The sequence below is a fragment of the Microbacterium sp. CFBP 13617 genome, assembly GCF_014839445.1.
Taxonomy (GTDB): domain Bacteria; phylum Actinomycetota; class Actinomycetes; order Actinomycetales; family Microbacteriaceae; genus Microbacterium.
Genome location: NZ_JACYNW010000003.1, coordinates 39,548 through 58,150, shown reverse-complemented (window position 1 = coordinate 58,150; position 18,603 = coordinate 39,548). Strand labels below are relative to the sequence as shown.

21 protein-coding genes are annotated in these 18,603 nt (G+C 68.4%); 12 read left to right on the top strand and 9 right to left on the bottom strand.

Annotated elements, in window-relative coordinates; genetic code table 11:
- Window positions 1-91 precede the first annotated feature (91 nt).
- The 6 genes from ctaC to IFU40_RS08775 all read left to right on the top strand — a co-directional run bounded on the left by ctaC (window position 92) and on the right by IFU40_RS08775 (window position 4,995).
- The gene (ctaC, locus tag IFU40_RS08800) at window positions 92-973 is read left to right on the top strand and encodes an aa3-type cytochrome oxidase subunit II (protein WP_082509361.1); all 882 of its coding nucleotides are present in this window, start codon (window positions 92-94) and stop codon (window positions 971-973) included.
- A 2-nt stretch (window positions 974-975) separates the two neighbouring features.
- Window positions 976-2,739: an aa3-type cytochrome oxidase subunit I gene (gene ctaD, locus IFU40_RS08795; RefSeq protein WP_055835588.1), complete on the top strand. Its 1,764-nt coding sequence runs from the start codon at window positions 976-978 to the stop codon at window positions 2,737-2,739.
- A gap of 2 nt (window positions 2,740-2,741) precedes the next feature.
- A complete protein-coding gene (locus tag IFU40_RS08790; RefSeq protein ID WP_055835591.1) occupies window positions 2,742-3,158 on the top strand; it encodes a cytochrome c oxidase subunit 4 in 417 nt (138 codons plus the stop codon).
- Between the two features lie 4 nt (window positions 3,159-3,162).
- Complete coding sequence (locus IFU40_RS08785; RefSeq protein WP_191926099.1) at window positions 3,163-3,954, top strand: protein phosphatase 2C domain-containing protein; 792 nt, start codon at window positions 3,163-3,165, stop codon at window positions 3,952-3,954.
- 221 nt (window positions 3,955-4,175) lie between these two features.
- Window positions 4,176-4,439 carry a hypothetical protein gene (locus IFU40_RS08780; protein WP_191926098.1) on the top strand — a complete coding sequence of 88 codons (264 nt, stop codon included), beginning with the start codon at window positions 4,176-4,178 and terminating at the stop codon, window positions 4,437-4,439.
- Between the two features lie 127 nt (window positions 4,440-4,566).
- Window positions 4,567-4,995, top strand: coding sequence for a hypothetical protein (locus IFU40_RS08775; RefSeq protein ID WP_191926097.1), 429 nt, complete (start codon window positions 4,567-4,569; stop codon window positions 4,993-4,995).
- A 218-nt stretch (window positions 4,996-5,213) separates the two neighbouring features.
- Here IFU40_RS08775 and IFU40_RS08770 read toward each other — a convergent pair whose 3' ends face one another.
- The 5 genes from IFU40_RS08770 to ctaE form a co-directional block, all read right to left on the bottom strand.
- Complete coding sequence (locus IFU40_RS08770; RefSeq protein ID WP_191926096.1) at window positions 5,214-5,621, bottom strand: rhodanese-like domain-containing protein; 408 nt, start codon at window positions 5,619-5,621, stop codon at window positions 5,214-5,216.
- Window positions 5,622-5,841: 220 nt separating this feature from the next.
- Window positions 5,842-7,683, bottom strand: a complete 1,842-nt coding sequence (gene qcrB / locus IFU40_RS08765) for a cytochrome bc1 complex cytochrome b subunit (protein WP_191926095.1) — start codon at window positions 7,681-7,683, stop codon at window positions 5,842-5,844.
- Complete coding sequence (gene qcrA / locus IFU40_RS08760; RefSeq protein WP_055835606.1) at window positions 7,680-8,738, bottom strand: cytochrome bc1 complex Rieske iron-sulfur subunit; 1,059 nt, start codon at window positions 8,736-8,738, stop codon at window positions 7,680-7,682. Before qcrA ends, qcrB begins: the two co-directional genes overlap by 4 nt.
- A 39-nt stretch (window positions 8,739-8,777) precedes the next feature.
- Window positions 8,778-9,590, bottom strand: coding sequence for a cytochrome bc1 complex diheme cytochrome c subunit (gene qcrC, locus IFU40_RS08755; protein ID WP_055835609.1), 813 nt, complete (start codon window positions 9,588-9,590; stop codon window positions 8,778-8,780).
- Between the two features lie 16 nt (window positions 9,591-9,606).
- Window positions 9,607-10,278, bottom strand: coding sequence for an aa3-type cytochrome oxidase subunit III (ctaE, locus tag IFU40_RS08750; protein ID WP_055835614.1), 672 nt, complete (start codon window positions 10,276-10,278; stop codon window positions 9,607-9,609).
- Window positions 10,279-10,411: 133 nt separating this feature from the next.
- Here ctaE and trpD point away from each other — a divergent pair, with 133 nt between their 5' ends.
- Together trpD and IFU40_RS08740 are read left to right on the top strand one after the other, a co-directional pair.
- Window positions 10,412-11,473 (top strand): anthranilate phosphoribosyltransferase, encoded by a 1,062-nt coding sequence (gene trpD, locus IFU40_RS08745; protein WP_191926094.1) that lies wholly within the window; start codon window positions 10,412-10,414, stop codon window positions 11,471-11,473.
- Between the two features lie 6 nt (window positions 11,474-11,479).
- Window positions 11,480-12,472, top strand: coding sequence for a PHP domain-containing protein (locus tag IFU40_RS08740; protein WP_070408112.1), 993 nt, complete (start codon window positions 11,480-11,482; stop codon window positions 12,470-12,472).
- Window positions 12,473-12,475: 3 nt separating this feature from the next.
- Here the strand turns inward: IFU40_RS08740 and IFU40_RS08735 are convergent, their stop codons facing one another.
- Window positions 12,476-13,387 (bottom strand): 5'-3' exonuclease, encoded by a 912-nt coding sequence (locus tag IFU40_RS08735; RefSeq protein ID WP_191926093.1) that lies wholly within the window; start codon window positions 13,385-13,387, stop codon window positions 12,476-12,478.
- 48 nt (window positions 13,388-13,435) lie between these two features.
- On the opposite strand from IFU40_RS08735, the gene IFU40_RS08730 reads away from it, so the two are divergent.
- From IFU40_RS08730 to IFU40_RS08720, 3 genes are all read left to right on the top strand, one after another.
- Entirely contained in the window at window positions 13,436-13,834 is a 399-nt protein-coding gene (locus IFU40_RS08730; RefSeq protein ID WP_191926092.1) for a YchJ family protein, read from the top strand.
- 84 nt (window positions 13,835-13,918) lie between these two features.
- Complete coding sequence (locus IFU40_RS08725; protein ID WP_191926091.1) at window positions 13,919-14,593, top strand: SDR family oxidoreductase; 675 nt, start codon at window positions 13,919-13,921, stop codon at window positions 14,591-14,593.
- The gene (locus IFU40_RS08720; protein WP_055835633.1) at window positions 14,590-15,366 is read left to right on the top strand and encodes an isocitrate lyase/PEP mutase family protein; all 777 of its coding nucleotides are present in this window, start codon (window positions 14,590-14,592) and stop codon (window positions 15,364-15,366) included. Before IFU40_RS08725 ends, IFU40_RS08720 begins: the two co-directional genes overlap by 4 nt.
- A 90-nt stretch (window positions 15,367-15,456) precedes the next feature.
- On the opposite strand, the gene IFU40_RS08715 is transcribed toward IFU40_RS08720, so the two are convergent.
- The 3 genes from IFU40_RS08715 to IFU40_RS08705 all read right to left on the bottom strand — a co-directional run bounded on the left by IFU40_RS08715 (window position 15,457) and on the right by IFU40_RS08705 (window position 17,614).
- Window positions 15,457-16,107 (bottom strand): LON peptidase substrate-binding domain-containing protein, encoded by a 651-nt coding sequence (locus IFU40_RS08715; RefSeq protein WP_191926090.1) that lies wholly within the window; start codon window positions 16,105-16,107, stop codon window positions 15,457-15,459.
- 79 nt (window positions 16,108-16,186) lie between these two features.
- A complete protein-coding gene (locus IFU40_RS08710; RefSeq protein WP_191926089.1) occupies window positions 16,187-17,218 on the bottom strand; it encodes an FUSC family protein in 1,032 nt (343 codons plus the stop codon).
- Between the two features lie 27 nt (window positions 17,219-17,245).
- Entirely contained in the window at window positions 17,246-17,614 is a 369-nt protein-coding gene (locus tag IFU40_RS08705; protein WP_070408105.1) for a winged helix-turn-helix transcriptional regulator, read from the bottom strand.
- 92 nt (window positions 17,615-17,706) lie between these two features.
- On the opposite strand from IFU40_RS08705, the gene IFU40_RS08700 reads away from it, so the two are divergent.
- On the top strand, window positions 17,707-18,567 hold the full coding sequence (locus IFU40_RS08700) for an SDR family oxidoreductase (protein ID WP_191926088.1): 861 nt from the start codon (window positions 17,707-17,709) through the stop codon (window positions 18,565-18,567).
- Window positions 18,568-18,603: the final 36 nt, after the last annotated feature.

The following is an 18,603-nucleotide window of genomic DNA, read 5'->3' as shown; positions in this document are numbered from 1 at the left end:
TCGATGTCTCGGCACTGGACGAATGGCCTGAGAACGGTGAGAGGTTGCCGTAGACTGTCAAAGCTTCATCCACGACCCGGAAAGGTGCACTGTGCCCTCCAAACGTCGCCTTCGCTGGGCTGCGCTCCCCGTCGGGATCGCCTCGGTTGCGCTCCTGTCCGGCTGCACCACGACACAGCTCCACGGCTTCCTGCCCGGCTTCGTCGATGACGGTACGCCCGCCACCAACCACACCGACATGGTCGCCGGTCTGTGGGTCAACTCGTGGATCGTGCTCCTCGCCGTGGGTGTCGTCACCTGGGGCCTCATGCTGTGGTCGGTCATCGCGTACCGCCGGCGCAAGGGGCAGTCCGGTCTGCCGGTCCAGCTGCGCTACAACATGCCGGTCGAGATCTTCTACACGATCGTTCCTCTGATCCTGGTCGTCGGCTTCTTCGCCTTCACGGCGCGCGACCAGAACACGCTCGAGACGCAGTACGACGACCCCGATGTGTCGATCACGGCGTACGGCAAGCAGTGGGCGTGGGACTTCCAGTACAACGGCACGCAGGAAGACAACTCCGACGCCGTCTACTCGATGGGTGTCCAGGCCAAGGCCACGTCCGACGGCTACGACCTGCAGGACGTGCCCACCCTGTACCTGCCGGTGAACAAGACGGTCAAGATCGACCTCCGCTCGCGCGACGTCATCCACTCGTTCTGGATCATCGACTTCCTTTACAAGAAAGACATGTACCTCGGCCGTGACAACGAGTGGTCGTTCACGCCCACTCGTGAGGGCACGTACGAGGGCAAGTGCGCCGAGCTGTGCGGTGAATACCACTCCGCCATGCTCTTCAACGTCAAGGTCGTCAGCGACGCCGAGTACGAGGACTACCTCGACTCGCTGCGCTCGGCCGGCGACGTGGGCGACATCAGCGACCTGTCGCGCCTGCAGAACCTGAGCACGGCCGGCACCGAAGGGAACGAGTGATCATGGCCACGACGCTTCCGCTCCAGGAGAAGGGGGCCTCGCGCCCCACGACTCTCCCGCCGCGTCAAGCCGCACTGCTGAGCACCACGCGTGTTGAGCAGAAGGGCAACCTGGTCGTCAAGTGGATCACCTCCACCGACCACAAGACCATCGGGTACATGTACCTGATCGCCTCCGTCATGTTCTTCATGCTCGGTGGCGTCATGGCGCTGATCATCCGCGCCGAGCTCTTCGAGCCCGGCATGCAGATCATCCCGACGAAAGAGCAGTACAACCAGCTCTTCACCATGCACGGCACGATCATGCTGCTCATGTTCGCGACGCCGCTGTTCGCGGGCTTCGCCAACGCGCTGCTGCCGCTGCAGATCGGTGCTCCCGACGTGGCGTTCCCGCGTCTGAACGCCTTCGCCTTCTGGCTGTTCCTGTTCGGATCCACGATCGCCGTCTCCGGCTTCCTCACCCCGCAGGGTGCGGCCGGCTTCGGATGGTTCGCCTATCAGCCGCTCGCCAATGCGAGTTTCTCGCCGGGCGTCGGTGGAAACCTCTGGATGCTGGGACTCGGCATCAGCGGTTTCGGCACGATCCTCGGCGCGGTGAACTTCATCACCACGATCCTCACGATGCGCGCGCCCGGCATGACCATGTGGCGCATGCCGATCTTCTCGTGGAACACGCTGATCACGAGCATCCTGATCCTGCTGGCGTTCCCCGTGCTCGCCGCGGCCATCTTCGCCGCCGCGTCCGACCGCGTGCTCGGCTCGCACATCTACAGCCCCGAGAACGGCGGCGTCCTGCTCTGGCAGCACCTGTTCTGGTTCTTCGGTCACCCCGAGGTGTACATCATCGCGCTGCCGTTCTTCGGCATCGTCTCCGAGATCTTCCCGGTCTTCAGCCGCAAGCCCATCTTCGGGTACAAGACCCTCGTCTACGCCACGATCGCGATCGCCGCGCTGTCGGTGGCCGTGTGGGCCCACCACATGTACGTCACGGGCGGCGTGCTGCTGCCGTTCTTCGCCCTGATGACGATGCTGATCGCTGTGCCGACGGGCGTGAAGATCTTCAACTGGATCGGTACGCTCTGGCGCGGCTCGGTGACCTTCGAGACCCCGATGGTCTTCGCCCTGGGCTTCCTGGTCTCGTTCGTCTTCGGCGGTCTGACCGGTGTCATCCTCGCGTCGCCCCCGCTCGACTTCCACCTGTCGGACTCGTACTTCGTCGTCGCGCACTTCCACTACGTCGTCTTCGGAACCGTCGTGTTCGCGATGTTCGCGGGCTTCTACTTCTGGTGGCCGAAGTGGACCGGCAAGATGCTCAACGAGCGTCTCGGCATGGTGCACTTCTGGATGCTGTTCGTCGGCTTCCACATGACCTTCCTCATCCAGCACTGGCTGGGCGTCGACGGCATGGTGCGTCGTTACGCCGACTACGCGGCCGCAGACGGATGGACGTGGGAGAACCAGCTGTCGACGGTGGGATCGATGATCCTCGGTGCGTCGATGATCCCGTTCCTGCTGAACGTCTGGATCACCGCGCGCAAGGCGCCGCGCGTGACGGTCGACGACCCGTGGGGCTACGGAGCGTCGCTCGAGTGGGCCACCTCGTGCCCGCCGCCGCGTCACAACTTCACCTCCATCCCGCGTATCCGTAGCGAGCGCCCCGCCTTCGACCTGAACCACCCCGAGGCCGGCATTCCGGTCGGTGTGGGTCCGGCCAAGGATGCCCCCGACGCGCCTGTTGTCGACGCCGCTGCCGGAGAGGTCAAGTAACGATGCGTACCAATGTCGGACTCTGGTGGCTCCTGGCCGTCTTCGCGTTCGTGATCGCCGGCGTCTACACCGTGTGGAGCCTGCTCCAGCACGGTGGCGTCGAGTGGGTCGGAACGGTCGCCCTGGCCTTCCTCGGCCTCATGTCGACCATGATCGCCTTCTACATCGGCCGCGTGCTCAAGGCACAGAACGGCGAGCTGCCCGAGGACACTCTGACGGCCGACATCGACGACGGTGACCCCGAGATGGGCGAGTTCAGCCCGTGGTCGTGGTGGCCCATCGTCCTGGCCGGTTCCGCCGCGATCGCCGTGATCGGTCTCGCTGTCGGTAGCTGGCTCGTCCCCGTCGGATTCCTGGTCTTCGTCATCGCCATCGTCGGATGGGTGTACGAGTACTACCGCGGGTACTTCGCACGCTGATCCTGTGCCCGTTCGGCTGATCGCGGCCGCCGTCTCCGACGCCGGCTCCCACCGTCCCACCAATCAGGACGCCGCCTTCGCGGCGTCCTGGGGTGCGGCAGTGGCAGACGGCGTCGGTGGAGGCCCGTCGGGAGACCTCGCCTCCGCGGCGCTCCTGCACCGACTTGTCGCGACTCGGGGCGGTGGCCTCGACGCCGATGGACTCCTGGTGCGCATTCGCGAGGCGAACTGGGATATCCGCGCCCATGTCGAGCGTGACCCCGCGCTCCAAGGGATGGCGACGACCTTCACCGGTCTGTTCCTCAGCACGGGCGGCGACCTGCTGCTGGCTCACACCGGCGACTCTCGCGCCTATCTGCTCCGCGACGGCGAGTTCACTCGAGAGACGCGTGATGACTCGTACGTGCAGGCTCTCGTCGATCACGGCATCATCCCGCCGGAGGCCGCTGCGGCCCACCCGCGTCGCAACATCATCACGGCCTCGCTCGGGGGCGCCGAGGGCGACGTCGTGTCCGTCGCCGAGCGCCCCCCGGTCGTCGGTGACCGCTGGGTGCTGTGCAGCGATGGGTTGACCGACTACGTTCCGGAAACCGACGTCGCCCGGATCATCGCCGAGGCTTCGGATCCCCGCGCTGCGGCCGCCTCCGCCGTCGCGCTCGCTCTCGAGGCCGGAACGCGTGACAACGTGACGGTCGTCGTGTGCGACGTCGTCGACGACGACGAGCCGATCGCGAGCGAGCCCGTCTTCTCGGGTTCTGCTGCGCGCTGGTTCGCTGAGGACGTCGAAACAGCCTGAGGCGTACGACGTCTGGCCGGGCCGGGCCTGGCGGGACCCGTCGTGTTGATCATCCGACGACGCCGACGGGTCACAGCTCACTTGTCACGCCGCCGCACGTGGAAATCCCCGTCATCTCAGTGGTGCGGAACTGATTGGTTCCGCATCGCCTCTCATCCTGCAAAGCTGTCCAGGTGCGCGGGATCATTTGGGGGCTACTCACTGCGGCGATCGGACTGACCATGATTGCGCTGCTTGTCGTCTACGGCACGCAATACGGCACGTGGCTCGATGAGATTGGGTCGTCTCTCGACCTGGAAGACCAGGCGGCGGCACCGACTATCTTGCTGCCGGCCATAATTGGCCTGTTGGCCATCGGGCTGGTGGTTGGCGGTTTAGCGGTGGGGCTGACAATCCCGCGTGGTGGACGCTCTCGCGACGCTGCGCTGTTGTCTCGTGATGAGACACTCGGGATGCAAAGCGGTCGGCGAGGCCAGTCGCTGTGAGCCCGGAACGGAAGCCATGAGCTCCCTCGCGGGGAACGCTCGCACGCGGTCGGTCTTGAGATTCGTGGTCGCAGCCGCAGGAGTCCTGTGGTCGGTGGGTGCGGCTGCGGGTCTCTGGTGGGCGGGTGTGCTGGTGTGGCGCGAGGTGGCACAGTGCAGCCTGCTCGACCCGGCGATGCTCGGAGGCTCCGCGATCGGGGTGACTGTTCTTGCTGTGTGTGCGGGTGCGCTGTCGATGTTGGCCGCCCGCGTCAGTGGGGCGGCGTGGCTCCTCTGGCTCGCCCTTGTCTGCTCGGTCATCGTCCTCGGGCTCTACGGAGTGGTCATCGCTGCTTCGTTGTCCTTCGGACTCAGCGGCGGCTCGTCACGGGGGGCGGAGATGATGTCGGGCGCAATCGTCTCGATTGCACCGTCGCTCGCGCTGGTGGGTGCGAACGTGGTTGCGCTTCTTGCGGCGCGGTCCTTGCGGCGCATGGTCGTCTCTTCGCTGGCGTGGACTTTCATTCTGTCGACCATCATCGTCCTGGCAGGTGGAGTTGCCCAGTCGACGTGCTGAGGTGGCTCGGTCAGTACTGCTCATCGCGTCCGCGCGGCTTTTGCGTCACTGACTGTCTGTCAGTTCGGTGGCGAGCAGTGCGGCGGTGACAGCGCCGACGAGACGGTGCGGCGATGCTCTCAGAGGCCGTGCGCCGCCTTCTCTGATGGGCGCGGCGGCCCGCCCTGGCGCGTTGCGAGGAAACGGGGCCCCGGTCTCCTAGGAGCCGCCGGTCAGTGTCAGCGACGCACCACCATGACTGTCGGATCGAACACCCGCTCGCACGGACCCTCGTCGTTCTCGAACGGCTGCCCCTCGCGCACCCAGTACTCGTACCCGCCGATCATCTCGCGGACCGCGTAGCCCAGCCGCGAGAACTCGAGTGCACCCTTCTGCCCGGCATTGCACCCGGGGCTCCAGCAATAGACCACGACGGGCATGTCGGCCGGGATCTCGGTGGCGGCCCGCTCGGCGATGTCCCGGTACGGCATGTGAACGGCGCCCGAGACGCGGCCCTGAAGCCACGCGTCGTCTCCTCGCACGTCGATGAGAACGAAACGTTCTCCCGCCTTCTGCGCCGCGTAGACATCGGAGGGATCCGTCTCGAAGGCGAGGCGTGTCGAGAAGTACTCGTGTGCGAGGGTCATGCTCCCACGCTATGGTCGGACGCCGAGTCGGGGGAGGGGCAGACACGCCAGCCCTCCGCAGCATCCTGCCACGTCGGTCTCGCGCACCGCCGCGGGTGCGACCTGGTGGATGCCGACGGGCGTACGTTGCGATGGCGGGTGGGGTGCACGTGCGCCTCGGTGCGCACCGGCGGAAACGACGACACCCCGGTGCCGAAGCACCGGGGTTTCGTATCGAGGGTTACTCGCTCTTGTCACCGTGAGGGCGGTTGCGCTCCTCGAGGCCCTTCGGAGCGGGAAGCTCGACCTCGGTGCGCTCACCGATCGCCATGGGCGGGCGGCCGTCTTCATCGGCACGGGCGTTGGCGCCGGCGATCTCGTCGGCTTCCTCGTGCGCGATGTGGTCGAGCTCGTGGTGCTGGTGAGCGACAGCCGCGTCGAGCTCGGCCTGCGTCAGCGGCGCGAGGCGGTCCTCGAAGAACCAGCGCGACACCGACGCACGAAGGTTCTCGTGCCAGGGGATCTGCCCGTTCGCGTTCGGGCGGACGACGAGGGGAGCGTACTCCTCGTTGTCGACCAGCTTCCAGCGCTCGAACTCGTCGACGGGCTGGTGCACCTCGATGTACTCGCCACCGGGGAGGCGCACGATGCGTCCGGACTCGTAGCCGTGCAGTGCGATCTCACGGTCCTTCTTCTGCAGCGCGATGCAGATGCGCTTGGTGACGAAGTAGGCGAGGATCGGGCCCACGATCAGCAGGGCCTGCAGGACGTGGATGACACCTTCCATCGTGAGGTGGAAGTGCGTGGCGATGATGTCCGACGACGCCGCCGCCCACATGACCGCGTAGAACGTCACACCCGCCGCACCGATGGCGGTGCGCGTCGCCGCGTTGCGCGGACGCTGTGCGATGTGGTGCTCACGCTTGTCGCCGGTGACCCACGCCTCGATGAAGGGGTAGATCAGCACGAGGACGATGAACAGGCCCAGCACGCCGACGGGGATGATGATGTTCCACGAGAACGTGTGATCGAACAGCACGAACTCGAGGTGCGGCGGGATGAGGCGCAGCATGCCGTCGGCGAAGCCGATGTACCAGTCGGGCTGGGTTCCGGCCGACACCGGCGACGGGTCGTAGGGTCCGTAGTTCCAGATCGGGTTGATCGTCACGAGCGCGGCGATCAAGACGATCACACCGAACGTGATGAAGAAGAAGCCACCCATCTTGGACGCGTAGACGGGGAGGATCGGGTAGCCGACGACGTTGCTGTTCGTACGGGCGGGGCCGGCGAACTGCGTGTGCTTGTTGATGATCATCAACATGAGGTGCACGGCCAGCAGTGCGACCAGGATGGCCGGCAGCAGCAGGATGTGCAGCGTGTACAGACGGCCCACGATCGCGGTGCCGGGGAACTCCCCGCCGAACAGCAGGAACGAGGTCCACGTGCCGATGATCGGCAGACCCTTGATCATGCCGTCGATGATGCGGAGGCCGTTGCCCGAGAGCAGGTCGTCAGGGAGCGAGTAGCCGGTGAAGCCCTCGGCCATCGCCAGGATGAAGAGGATGAAGCCGACGACCCAGTTGAGTTCGCGCGGCTTGCGGAACGCACCGGTGAAGAACACGCGCAGCATGTGAACGCCGATACCGGCCACGAACACCAGGGCGGCCCAGTGGTGGATCTGACGGACGAGCAGTCCACCGCGGAGGTCGAACGAGATGTGCAGCGCCGATTCCATGGCCGCCGACATCGCGATGCCGCGCATGGGCTCGTAGGCGCCGTTGTAGTGCGTCTCGACCATCGACGCCTGGAAGAAGAACGTCAGGAACGTGCCGGACAGCAGCACGACGACGAAGCTCCACAGCGCGATCTCACCCAGCATGAACGACCAGTGGTCGGGGAAGATCTTGCGACCCATCTCTTTGACGATGCCCGAGATGCTCGTGCGCTCGTCGAGATAGTTCGCAGCGGCACCGACGAAGCGTCCGCCCAGGGGCTTGCCGTCGCGGCCGGCGGTCGCCGGGGCACCTGCGTGCACCGCGGGCGCGGAGGTGACGTTCTCGGTGGGATGGGTACCGGTGCTCATGAGCGCTCCCAGAAGCTGGGGCCGACGGGCTCGTGGAAGTCACTCTGCGCGACGAGGTAGCCCTCGGCGTCGACGGAGATGGGGAGCTGCGGCAGGGGACGGGCGGCCGGGCCGAAGATGACGGCCGCGCCATTGGCGACGTCGAACTGCGACTGGTGGCAGGGGCACAGGAGGTGGTGGGTCTGCTGCTCGTACAGCGCCACGGGGCAGCCGACGTGCGTGCAGACCTTGGAGTACGCGACGATGCCGTCGTACGACCAGTCCATGTTGTTGGTGTCGGGGTTCAGCTGCTCGGGCTGCAGACGCATCAGCAGCACGATCGCCTTGGCCTTCTCTTCGAGGTAGCCCTCGTCGTGGCCGAGGCTGGCGAGCTCTTCCGGGATGACGTGGAAGGCGGAGCCGATGGTGACGTCGGCCGCACGGATCGGACGACCGGACGGGTCGTGCGACAGGCGGGAGCCCTCTTTCCACATGGTGTGGCTGAGGAGCTTCACGGGGTCCTGATCCTGCGGAGCAAGACCGCGGAACAGCGTGATGCCGGGGATGACGGAGGCGGCGAGAGCGGCGAACAGCGAGTTGCGGATGATCTCGCGACGGCCGAAGCCGGACTCCTTGTCGCCCTCGACGAACACGTTGATGGCTGCTTCGCGCACCTCGTCGCGCCCACGGGTGGCGTGGCGGTCCTCGATGTACTCCTTGTCGGACATGACCGACTTGGACCAGTGGATGGCGCCGATACCGATCGAGAGCAGCGCGAAGGCGATGCCCAGACCGATGAAGAGGTTGTTGTAGCGGATGTCGATCAACGCGCCCGACTCGATCGGGAAGATCATGTAGGCGATGCTCGCCCAGATGCTCGCCGCGACCGAGAAGTAGAACAGGGTGTAGACCGTGCGAACCGCACGCTTCATCGCCTGCGGGTCCTGATCGGTCATGCGCTGACGGTGCCCCGGGAGGCCGGGGTTCTGAACGGCGTCGGGAACCGCGACGGCGAGCCCCGAGCCGGGCTTCCAGGAAGCCCTCTCGTGCTCGAGTGCGTCGTCCTCGTGTGCCATGGTGCTCCTCGTGCGTTTACGTAATGTCGAGAACGACGGTCAGTTGGACTTCGCCGTGATCCACACGGTGAGGGCGATCAACGCCCCGATACCGAAGATCCAGATGAACAGACCCTCCGAGACCGGACCCAACGACCCGAGGGCGTAACCGCCGGGGGATTCGGACTTCTGGAGGTACATCAGGTACGAGATGACGTCGCGCTTGTCTTCGGGGGTGAGGTTCAGGTCGTTGAAGACCGGCATGTTCTGCGGGCCGGTGACCATCGCGGCGTACATGTTGACCGGGCTGACGGTGTGCAGGTCGGGGGCCCACTTGCCCTCGGTGAGCGCGCCACCGGCGCCGGCGACGTTGTGGCACATCGCGCAGTTGATGCGGAACAGCTCGGCACCGTGCGACAGGTCGCCCTCACCGTCGACCAGCTCGTCGGTGGGGTACGTCGGGCCGGGGGCCGACGACTGCACGTACGCGGCGATCGCGTTGATCTGCTCGTCGGTGAACTGCACCGGCTTCACGGGAGCCTGGGGACCCTGCGCCTGCAGGGGCATGCGGCCGGTGGACACCTGGAAGTGCACCGACAGCTCACCGACGCCGAACAGCGACGGGCCCTGCTGGCTGCCCTGCAGGTCGAGGCCGTGGCAGGTGGCGCAGTTGGCCTGGAAGAGCTTCTGGCCCTCTTCGACCGCCGTCGCCGAGTTCGCTTCGCTCGTGGGGGTGGCGTTGGTCGCCGCCATCGCGGCCGATGCGCCGGCGTAGACGCCTCCGGTGAGGAGGAGTCCGATGCCGATCAGTGCAGCGGCGGCCAGGGGACTACGGCGTCCGGACGCCCGACGAGTCTTCTTCTCGCGTGCCATGTGAAGTGCAGCTCTCTTACTTGAGGAAGTAGATGACGAAGAACAGGGCGATCCAGACGACGTCGACGAAGTGCCAGTAGTACGACACGACGATCGAGGTGGTCATCTCTTTGCGGCCGAAGTTCTTCACGGCGTAGGCACGACCGATCACGAGCAGGAAGGCGATGAGGCCACCCGTCACGTGCAGGGCGTGGAAGCCGGTGGTGATGTAGAAGGCCGAGGCGTAGGGGTTGGCGCTGATGGGCATGCCCTCGGCGACCAGCGTCGCGTACTCCCACACCTGACCCGACACGAAGACCGCGCCGAGGATGAAGGTGAGGTAGAACCACTCCACCATTCCCCACTTCAGGATGCCGGTGGCCTTGCCGGTGCGGTACGGCTGGTACCGCTCCGCGGCGAAGACGCCCATCTGGCACGTGACCGAGGACAACACGAGGATGATCGTGTTGACGGTCGCGAAGGGGACGTTGAGCAGCTGCGTCTCTTCGGCCCACAGGGGCGCGGAGGTGCTGCGCAGGGTGAAGTAGATCGCGAACAGGCCGGCGAAGAACATGACCTCGCTGCCCAGCCACACGATGGTGCCCACCGCGACCGGGTCGGGCCGCTTCACGGCACGCACGGCCTGGGAATACGTCGCTGAGGTCGTCACCGTTCCATTATGCGCGATGACGGAGCCCGATATTCCCATCCTCAACTTGAGATATTCCATCGTCGAGACTTAGGGAAGCCTCAGAATCTGCAAGGAATCCCCGGTACGGCGTGGGTTCCATCAGACGCGCGGACCGCGCGGATCGGCGACACGCGTGTGGAAGGATCATGGCATGGCGGAACGTTTCACCTGGCCCGATCTGCTCTCGGCGCTGCTGGCCGGCAACGACCTCAGCGTGTCCGAGTCGACGTGGGCCATGCGCAAGGTCATGGCGGGCGAGGCGACGCCCTCGCAGCTGGGCGGATTCCTGATGGCCCTGCGGGCCAAGGGCGAGACGGTCGAAGAGATCGTCGGCTTCCGCGACGCGATCCTCGAGGCGGCCGTGCCGCTTCCCGTGCGCGCCGAGGTGCTCGACATCGTGGGCACCGGTGGCGACAGGTACGGCACCGTGAACGTGTCGACCATGGCGGCGGTGGTGGCGGCGGCGTCGGGAGTCCCCGTGGTCAAGCACGGCAACCGGGCGGCGAGCTCGGCATCCGGATCCTCCGACGTGCTCTCGTCGCTGGGCGTCGCGCTGACGCTGACTCCGGAGCAGGTCGCCGCGACGCTCGAGCGCACCGGCATCACCTTCGCCTTCGCCTCGGCGTTCCACCCGGGGTTCCGCCACGCGGCTTCGACGCGCGCGGAGCTGGGCGTTCCCACCGTCTTCAACTTCCTCGGGCCGCTGTGCAACCCGGCGCGCGCCGAGGCGAACGCCGTCGGTGTCGCGCACCTCGATCGCGTTCCCCTCATCACCGGCGTGTTCCGTACCCGCGGCGCGACGGCGCTCGTGTTCCGCGGCGACGACGGCCTCGACGAACTGACCACGACCGGCCACAGTCGCGTCTGGGAGATCAGTCGCGGCGACGTGCACGAGCACGATCTCGATCCCCGGGATCTCGGCATCCCCCTCGCCGAGATCGACGACCTTCTCGGTGGTTCCCCCGATCACAACGCCGAGGTGGTGCGGCGCGTGCTGGGAGGCGAGACCGGTCCGGTGCGCGACATCGTGCTGCTCAACGCCGCCGCGGGTCTGGTGTCGTACCGACTGTTCCAGGATGCCGCCGAGGTGCAGCGTCCGATCATCGAACGCCTCGCCGAGGCGATGGCCGACGCCGCCGCCGCCGTCGACGACGGCCGTGCCGCAGCCAAGCTCACCGACTGGGTGGACACCACGAAGGCTCTGGCGGAGTAGGCCGTCGTGCACCCGCTCGACGCGCTCACCGAGATCGCCTATCTGCTCGAGCGGGAACGGTCGTCGCGATACAAGTCGAAGGCGTTCCGCACCGCCGCGGCCGCGATCGAGGGGCTGAGCGACGACGAGTTGCGCGACCCGGGTCTTCGGCGACGCGCGGGGATCGGCGAGTCGACCTTCGCGGTGATCCAGCAGGCGCTGGCGGGCGGTGTCCCGGAGCGACTGGCGGCCCTGCGGGCCGAGAACGCGCCGGTGGGCGGTGCGGACGTGCGGGCGAAGCTGCGCGGCGACCTGCACAGCCACAGCGAATGGTCGGACGGGCTCACCCCGATCGAGGCGATGGTCGAGGCCGCGCGGGGGCTGGGTCACGAGTACCTGGCTCTCACCGACCATTCGCCGCGCCTCACCGTGGCCAATGGCCTCTCGCCCGAGCGTCTGCGGGCGCAGATGGAGATCGTCCGGGGGCACCGCGGTGACGGTTTCACGCTGCTCACCGGGATCGAAGTCGACATCCTCGACGAGGGCGACCTCGACCAGGAAGACGCGTTGCTGCACGAGCTCGACGTGGTGGTGGCATCCGCTCATTCGAAGCTGCGCATGGAACGCGCTCCGATGACACGACGGTTGGTCGCCGCGGCGGGGGACCCGCGGGTCGACGTGCTGGGGCACGTCACCGGGCGGCTCGTCGAGGGGGCGCGGGGGACGCGTCCGCCGTCGGACTTCGACGCCGAGGCGGTCTTCGCGGCATGCGCGGCCTCGGGGGTGGCGGTCGAGATCAATTCGCGTCCGGAGCGTCAGGACCCGCCCGACGAGCTGCTGGCCCTGGCGATCGAGGCGGGGTGCCTCTTCTCGATCGACTCCGACGCGCACGCGCCCGGGCAGCTGTCGCTGCTGGACTACGGAGCCGCACGCGCGGAGGCGGCGAAGGTGCCCGTCGATCGCATCGTCACGACGTGGCCCCTCGATCGCCTGCGGGAGTGGCTGGAACGCTCGCGCTGAGACTCAGCGGTCGAGCGCGGTCAGCGCGCGGGTCATCGACGATCCCAGGTTCCACTTCTCGGCCAGTGCGTGAGCGGCGGGCTCGTCCGCGGCCCCCAGGTGATCGTCGAAGGGCGCGAAGGTGAGGTCACGGGCGACGCGGACCACGGCGGGCGCGACGTCGAGGTAGTCGGCGGCAGCGGCGATCTTCGCACGCTGGCTCGGGGTGCCCGCGGAACCGTCGGCGACCGCCGCCCGGATGCCGTCGAGCGAGCCGTGGGCGGTGAGCAACGACGCCGCCGACTTCTCGCCGATGCCCGAGACACCGGGCAGGCCGTCGGAGGGATCGCCGCGCAGCACCGCGAAGTCGGCGTACTGCGCGGCGTGCACGCCGTACCTGCCGAGCACGGCCGCGTCGTCGACGATCTCGAGGTTGCTCATGCCGCGGGCCGTGTAGACGATGCGCACGCCGCGCTCATCGTCGATCAGCTGGAACAGATCGCGGTCGCCCGTGACGATGTCGACGGGGACGTCGGCGTGGGTCGCGAGGGCGCCGATCACGTCGTCGGCCTCGTGTTCGGCCGCGCCGACGACGGGGATGCCGAGCACGGCGAGAGCCTTACGGATGAGCGGGATCTGGGCCTCGAGCGGATCGGGGACCTCTTCGACGTCGGCGCCGACGGGAACGGCCTCGACGACGCGGTGGGCCTTGTAGCTCGGGATCAGGTCGACGCGCCACGCCGGGCGCCAATCGTCGTCCCAGCAGGCGACGAGACGCGTGGGTTCGTAGGTGGAGACGAGCTTCGCGATCATGTCGAGCAGGCCCCGCACGGCGTTCACCGAGGTGCCGTCGGCCGCCTTGACTTTGTCGGGAACGCCGTAGAAGGCGCGGAAGTACAGCGACGCGGTGTCGAGGAGCATGATGCGATCGGTCACGGGAGTCATCCTGGCACGGGGGCACGGCCTCCGTCCTAGGCTGTCGGGATGTCCTTCGGCTCGGCTTCCCGTCGTCCTCTTGCGGCGGCACCCTGTCCGTGCGGCGGTGGGATCTTCGCCACGTGCTGCGCGCCGATCCTCGACGGGGGAGCGGCGCCGAGCGCGGAGCGGCTCATGCGTTCGCGCTACACCGCGTTCGTCGTGGGTCACACGACGCACCTGGTGCGGTCGTGGCATCCGCGGACCCGCCCCGACGAGGTCGTCGCCGACGACGGCACCGAGTGGACGGCCCTCGAGGTGGTGGAGGCCCGCGAAGACGGGGATGCCGCGATCGTGGAGTTCCGTGCCCGGTACCGCCACGACGGGCGGGCTGGGGAGCTGCACGAACGCAGCCGGTTCGTCCGCCGCGGGGGCCGCTGGGTCTACGTGGACGGAGACGTCGAGTAAGGGCGTCAACCCCGCCCGCGGCTGTCGGTGGTGCGGCGTACGGTCGATCACGAACGACGATCGACAACGCGGGAGGACAACGACATGGAACGCATCGTGATCATCGGGGGCCACGGAAAGGTGGCCCTGCATCTCGCTCGGCTGCTGGCCGAGCGCGGAGACGAGGCCACCTCGGTCATCCGCAACCCCGACCAGGCGGCAGACATCGAGCAGGCCGGCGCGACGCCGCTCGTGCTCGACGTCGAGAACGCCGACACCGATGAGATGGCCGAGGCCTTCTCGGGCGCCGACGCCGTGATCTGGTCCGCGGGAGCGGGCGGAGGCAGCGCGGAGCGCACCTACGCCGTCGACCGCGACGCTGCGCAGCGCGCCGTCGACGCCGCATCTCGCGCGGGCGTGCGCCGGTTCGTCATGGTGTCGTGGATCGGATCGACCCCCGACCACGGCATCGACCCCGACGACGCGTTCTACGCGTACGCCGACGCCAAGCTCGCCGCCGACGACCACCTGCGCGCGAGCGACCTCGACTGGACGATCCTGGGCCCCGGCACCCTGACCGACGACCCCGCCTCGGGACGCATCACGACCGCGCCGCAGGGCAAGGCCGAGGTCGGCCGCGCCGATGTCGCCGCCGTCGCCGCGGCGGCGCTCGTGCAGCCCGCCGCCATCGGCCGCTTCATCCGGTTCGGCGGGGGAGAGACCCTCATCGCCGAAGCCCTGGCCGACGGATCGAACAACGAAGGGGGCGTGCACGCATGAGCGCTCTCAGCGACAAGGCACAGTCGTTCGCGCGGTTGCACACCGCCCCCGAGATCTTGCGGGTCGTGAACATCTGGGACGTCGTCTCGGCGCGGGCGATCGCCGCCCTGCCCGAGACGAAGGCCCTCGCGACGGCCGGTCACTCGATCGCCGCGACCTTCGGCTACGAAGACGGCGAGAACATCCCCGTCGAGCTCATGCTCGACATGGTCGGTCGCATCGTCGCCGCCGTCGATGTGCCGGTCACGGCCGACCTCGACTCCGGCTTCGGCAACCCCGGTGAGACGACCCGCCGCGCCATCGGCGTGGGTGTGGTCGGCGCCAACGTCGAAGACAAGGTGAAGCCGCTGGCCGACGCGGTCGCCGCGGTCGAGGCCGTCATCGCGGCGGGTGAGGCCGAGGGCGTGCCGTTCGTGCTGAACGCCCGCACCGACGTGTTCCTCAAGGGCGCCGACCGTCCGCTCGACGACAAGGTGGCGGATGCCATCGAGCGCGGCCGCGCCTTCCTCGCTGCCGGGGCGACCTCGGTGTTCGTGCCCGGACTGCTGGATGCCGAGACCACCCGGCGCCTGGTCGAGGGGCTGGGGGAGCGCACGCTCAGCGTCATCGGCGTGCCGGGCGCGCTCACCGCGGCCGAATACGAGGCGCTCGGCGTCGCCCGCATCTCGTACGGTCCGCAGACCCAGCGCGTCGCCCTGACCGCCCTGCAGGATCTGGCGATCGACCTCTACGGCGACGGCGTCATCCCCTCGTCGGTGCGCGCACTGAACTGACGACGCATCCGTACGGCGAGGTCGGTCCCGAACGAGGGGCCGGCCTCGTCGTCGTGGGGGGTCGCGGTGGACGAGCCCGTCGCGCCGGGGTCAGAGGCTGTCGTCGTCCTCGTCGTCGACGACGATCACGCCATCGGGCACGGGATCGGCCAGCAGGGGCTCCGCGGCGAGGGTGAGGTCGATCGTGGCGCGCAGCAGACCGCCGAGGGTCGCCGAGCGCAGCAGCTCCATCTGGTCCAGCTCGCCGAGCGGCGCGATCGCGGCGATCTGCCAGGCCCGGGGCAGGGGTTCCTCCGACAGTTCGACTTCGGCATCCCACCGGGTGCCGCCGAACTGCTGAGCACGCCCCAGCACCCGCCGCACGATGCGCTCGGCCTCCTCGAGCAGAGGGGCGAGCGCGTCGTTCCATTCGAGGTCGGGGAGGGCCCGCACATCGGCCCGGGGGTACGGTGCGTCGTCGAGCCACCCCACGATCTCGAAGCGTTCGGTACCGCGGGCGACGATCTGCATCTGGCCGGCCTGCGGCACGACGTGACTCAGCTGCGCCATCGTGCCGACGGCGAAGCGCTGGTCGCCCCCACCGGTCTCGCTGCCGCGCTCGATGAGGACCACACCGAACGAGGGGTCGGTCTCATCGAGCAGCCGACCGAGCATGACGAGGTAGCGCTCCTCGAAGATGCGCAGCGCCAGGGGCGTGTGCGGGAAGAGGACGGCGCCCAGGGGGAACATCGCGGTACCCATGGTTCCAGTCAACCAGCGTGCGTGCGCGTCGGGGCCGCGGCGGCGGCATCCGGGGTGCGAGCAGTCCGCGCGAGCGGGGTCACGCGTCGTCGTCGCGCAGGGTCTCGTGGATGCGGTGCAGATCCATGAGCAGCGACCCGACGAGCACCCAGTGCGCCGTCGAGGGCGTGCGGATCTGCAGGGGGCGGGTGAGCGCGGGCTCCTCGACGACCACCCGCTCGGGACCCGCGTCGAGCGCGAACGCGAGGCGGACGTCGTGGGCCGCCCGGTGCAGCTGCTCGGCGATCGCGCGCACGGCGGGCTCGTCGACGATCGTCTTCTCGTACCCGTCGTACACCGCTCGGGTCATGCCGATCGTCTGCGTGACGACGGGGGTGAACCGCTCGAGCAGGTCGCCCATGGCGGCCAGATCGCTGCGGTGACGGCCGCTGCGGGGATTCAGGGCCAGGGAGTCCGCCGCGTCGCGGATCGCATCGGCGGCGCCGTCGCGCACGGGGCGCAGCAGACGGGCCTCGAGTAGCAGTTCCTCGAGCGAGCCGGGGGTCTGCGGCGCCTCGAGCGCGTCGGCCAGGCGTTCGAGTGCTTCGGCGAGCTCCCGCCCCAGCACCTCGACCTTCTCGCGTGCGGCGGGGACGAGCACGGGAGGCACGAGCGCGGCGTTGACGACGATGCCGATCGCCGCGCCGATGAGGGTCTCGAGCACGCGGTCGAGGGCGTAGTTGGGGGTCGCCGTCCCGAGGGCGAGCACCAGCAGGGCGCTGATCGCGATCTGGTTCGTGGCTCCGGGCGAGATGCGCGCGGCCCAGGCGACGACGAGTGCGACGCCCGCCGACAGCAGCGCCACCCACGGCTGGGAACCGAACACGAGCCCGAGCAGTGCGGCGATCACGACGCCGACGATCACGCCGACGCTGCGCTCGACCGCGCGGGTGAACGACTGGTTGATGCTCGGCTGCACCACGAGCAGGGCCGCGATGGCGGCGAAGATCGGCGGCGGGCCCTGCACGAGCCACCCGGCGATCAGCCAGGCGGCCACGACCGCGACGGCCGATTTCGCGACCTGCAGGAGAGGGATGCGCCGGGCGGAGCGGAACGTCAGGCTGTCGCGCATGAATCGAGCCTAGGCGGCGCGCATGTCTCAGCCCCGGCGCGAGACGATGTCATCGGCGTGCGTGGCGACCCATTGCATGAGCGGGATCACTCGTTCCATCAGATCGCGCCCCCGGTCGGTGAGGCGGTACTCGACGCGCGGGGGCACCTCGGGGTAGGCGGTGCGGTCGACGAGACCGTCGGCCTCGAGGGTCTTCAGCGTGCTGGCGAGCATCTTCTCGCTGATCCCCGAGACGTTGCGCCGCAGCACGCCCCACCGCTGGGTGCCGTCGGACAGGGCCATCAGCACGAGCACGCCCCATTTGCCCATGACGTGGTCGAGCACCGTGCGGGTGGGGCACCCGTCTTGGAAGACACCCGGTTGTTCGGCGCGGAGATCCGCAAGACTGACGTTCATGTGAGTACCTAACCAGAAAGTGGGTACCTGCATTCCGGAATGCGCTGAACGGATCGACGTTGGCTTCGTCGTACCGATCGAAAGGACACCCCATGACCCTCCTCGTCACCGCCGCCTCCGGACACCTCGGCCGTCTCGTCATCGACGCCCTGCTCGAACGCGGGGTCTCGGCATCCGACATCGTCGCGGGCGTGCGCACCCTCGCCAAAGCCGACGACCTGGCCGCTCGCGGCGTGGGCGTCGTCGAGCTCGACTACTCCCGCCCCGAGACGCTCGCCCCGGCGTTCGCGTCGGTGACCCGCGTGCTGCTCATCTCGGGAACCGATGCGGATCGCGTCGCGGGGCACCGCAACGTCATCGACGCCGCGCGCGCGGCCGGCGTCGAGCGCCTCGTCTACACCAGCGCCCCGCGCGTCGACGAGGTCGACTACGCCCTCGGCGCCGACCACAAGGCGACCGAGGCCGCGATCGCCGCCTCGGGGGTGGAGGCCACGATCCTCCGCCACAACTGGTACACCGAGAACTACCTCGACGCCGTCGCCCGGGCGACCGAGACGGGCGAGATCGTCGCCGCCGTCGGCGAGGCCCTCGTGGCCAGCGCCAGCCGGCGCGACTACGCCGAGGCCGATGCCGTGGCGCTCATCGGCGACGAGTTCCGCGGTCAGACGCTCGAGCTCGGCGGCGACGTCGCCTGGGACTACGACGAGCTGGCGCGGGCGGCATCCGAGGTCGTGGGTCGCCCCGTGACCTACACGTCGGTGTCGGTGGAGCAGCTCACCGCGGGGTTGCAGGCGGCGGGACTGGATGCCGGTACGGCGGCGTTCGTCGCCGGTATCGACGACGCGATCGCCCGGGGCGCGCTGTCGCGCACCGACGGCACGCTCGCGCGCATCATCGGTCGGCCCACGACTCCGCTGGTCGAGGGCCTGCGCGCCGGTCTCGCCGCCCGCTGAGCGCGCTGACCACCGCGTGAGGAGCCGGAATTCGTC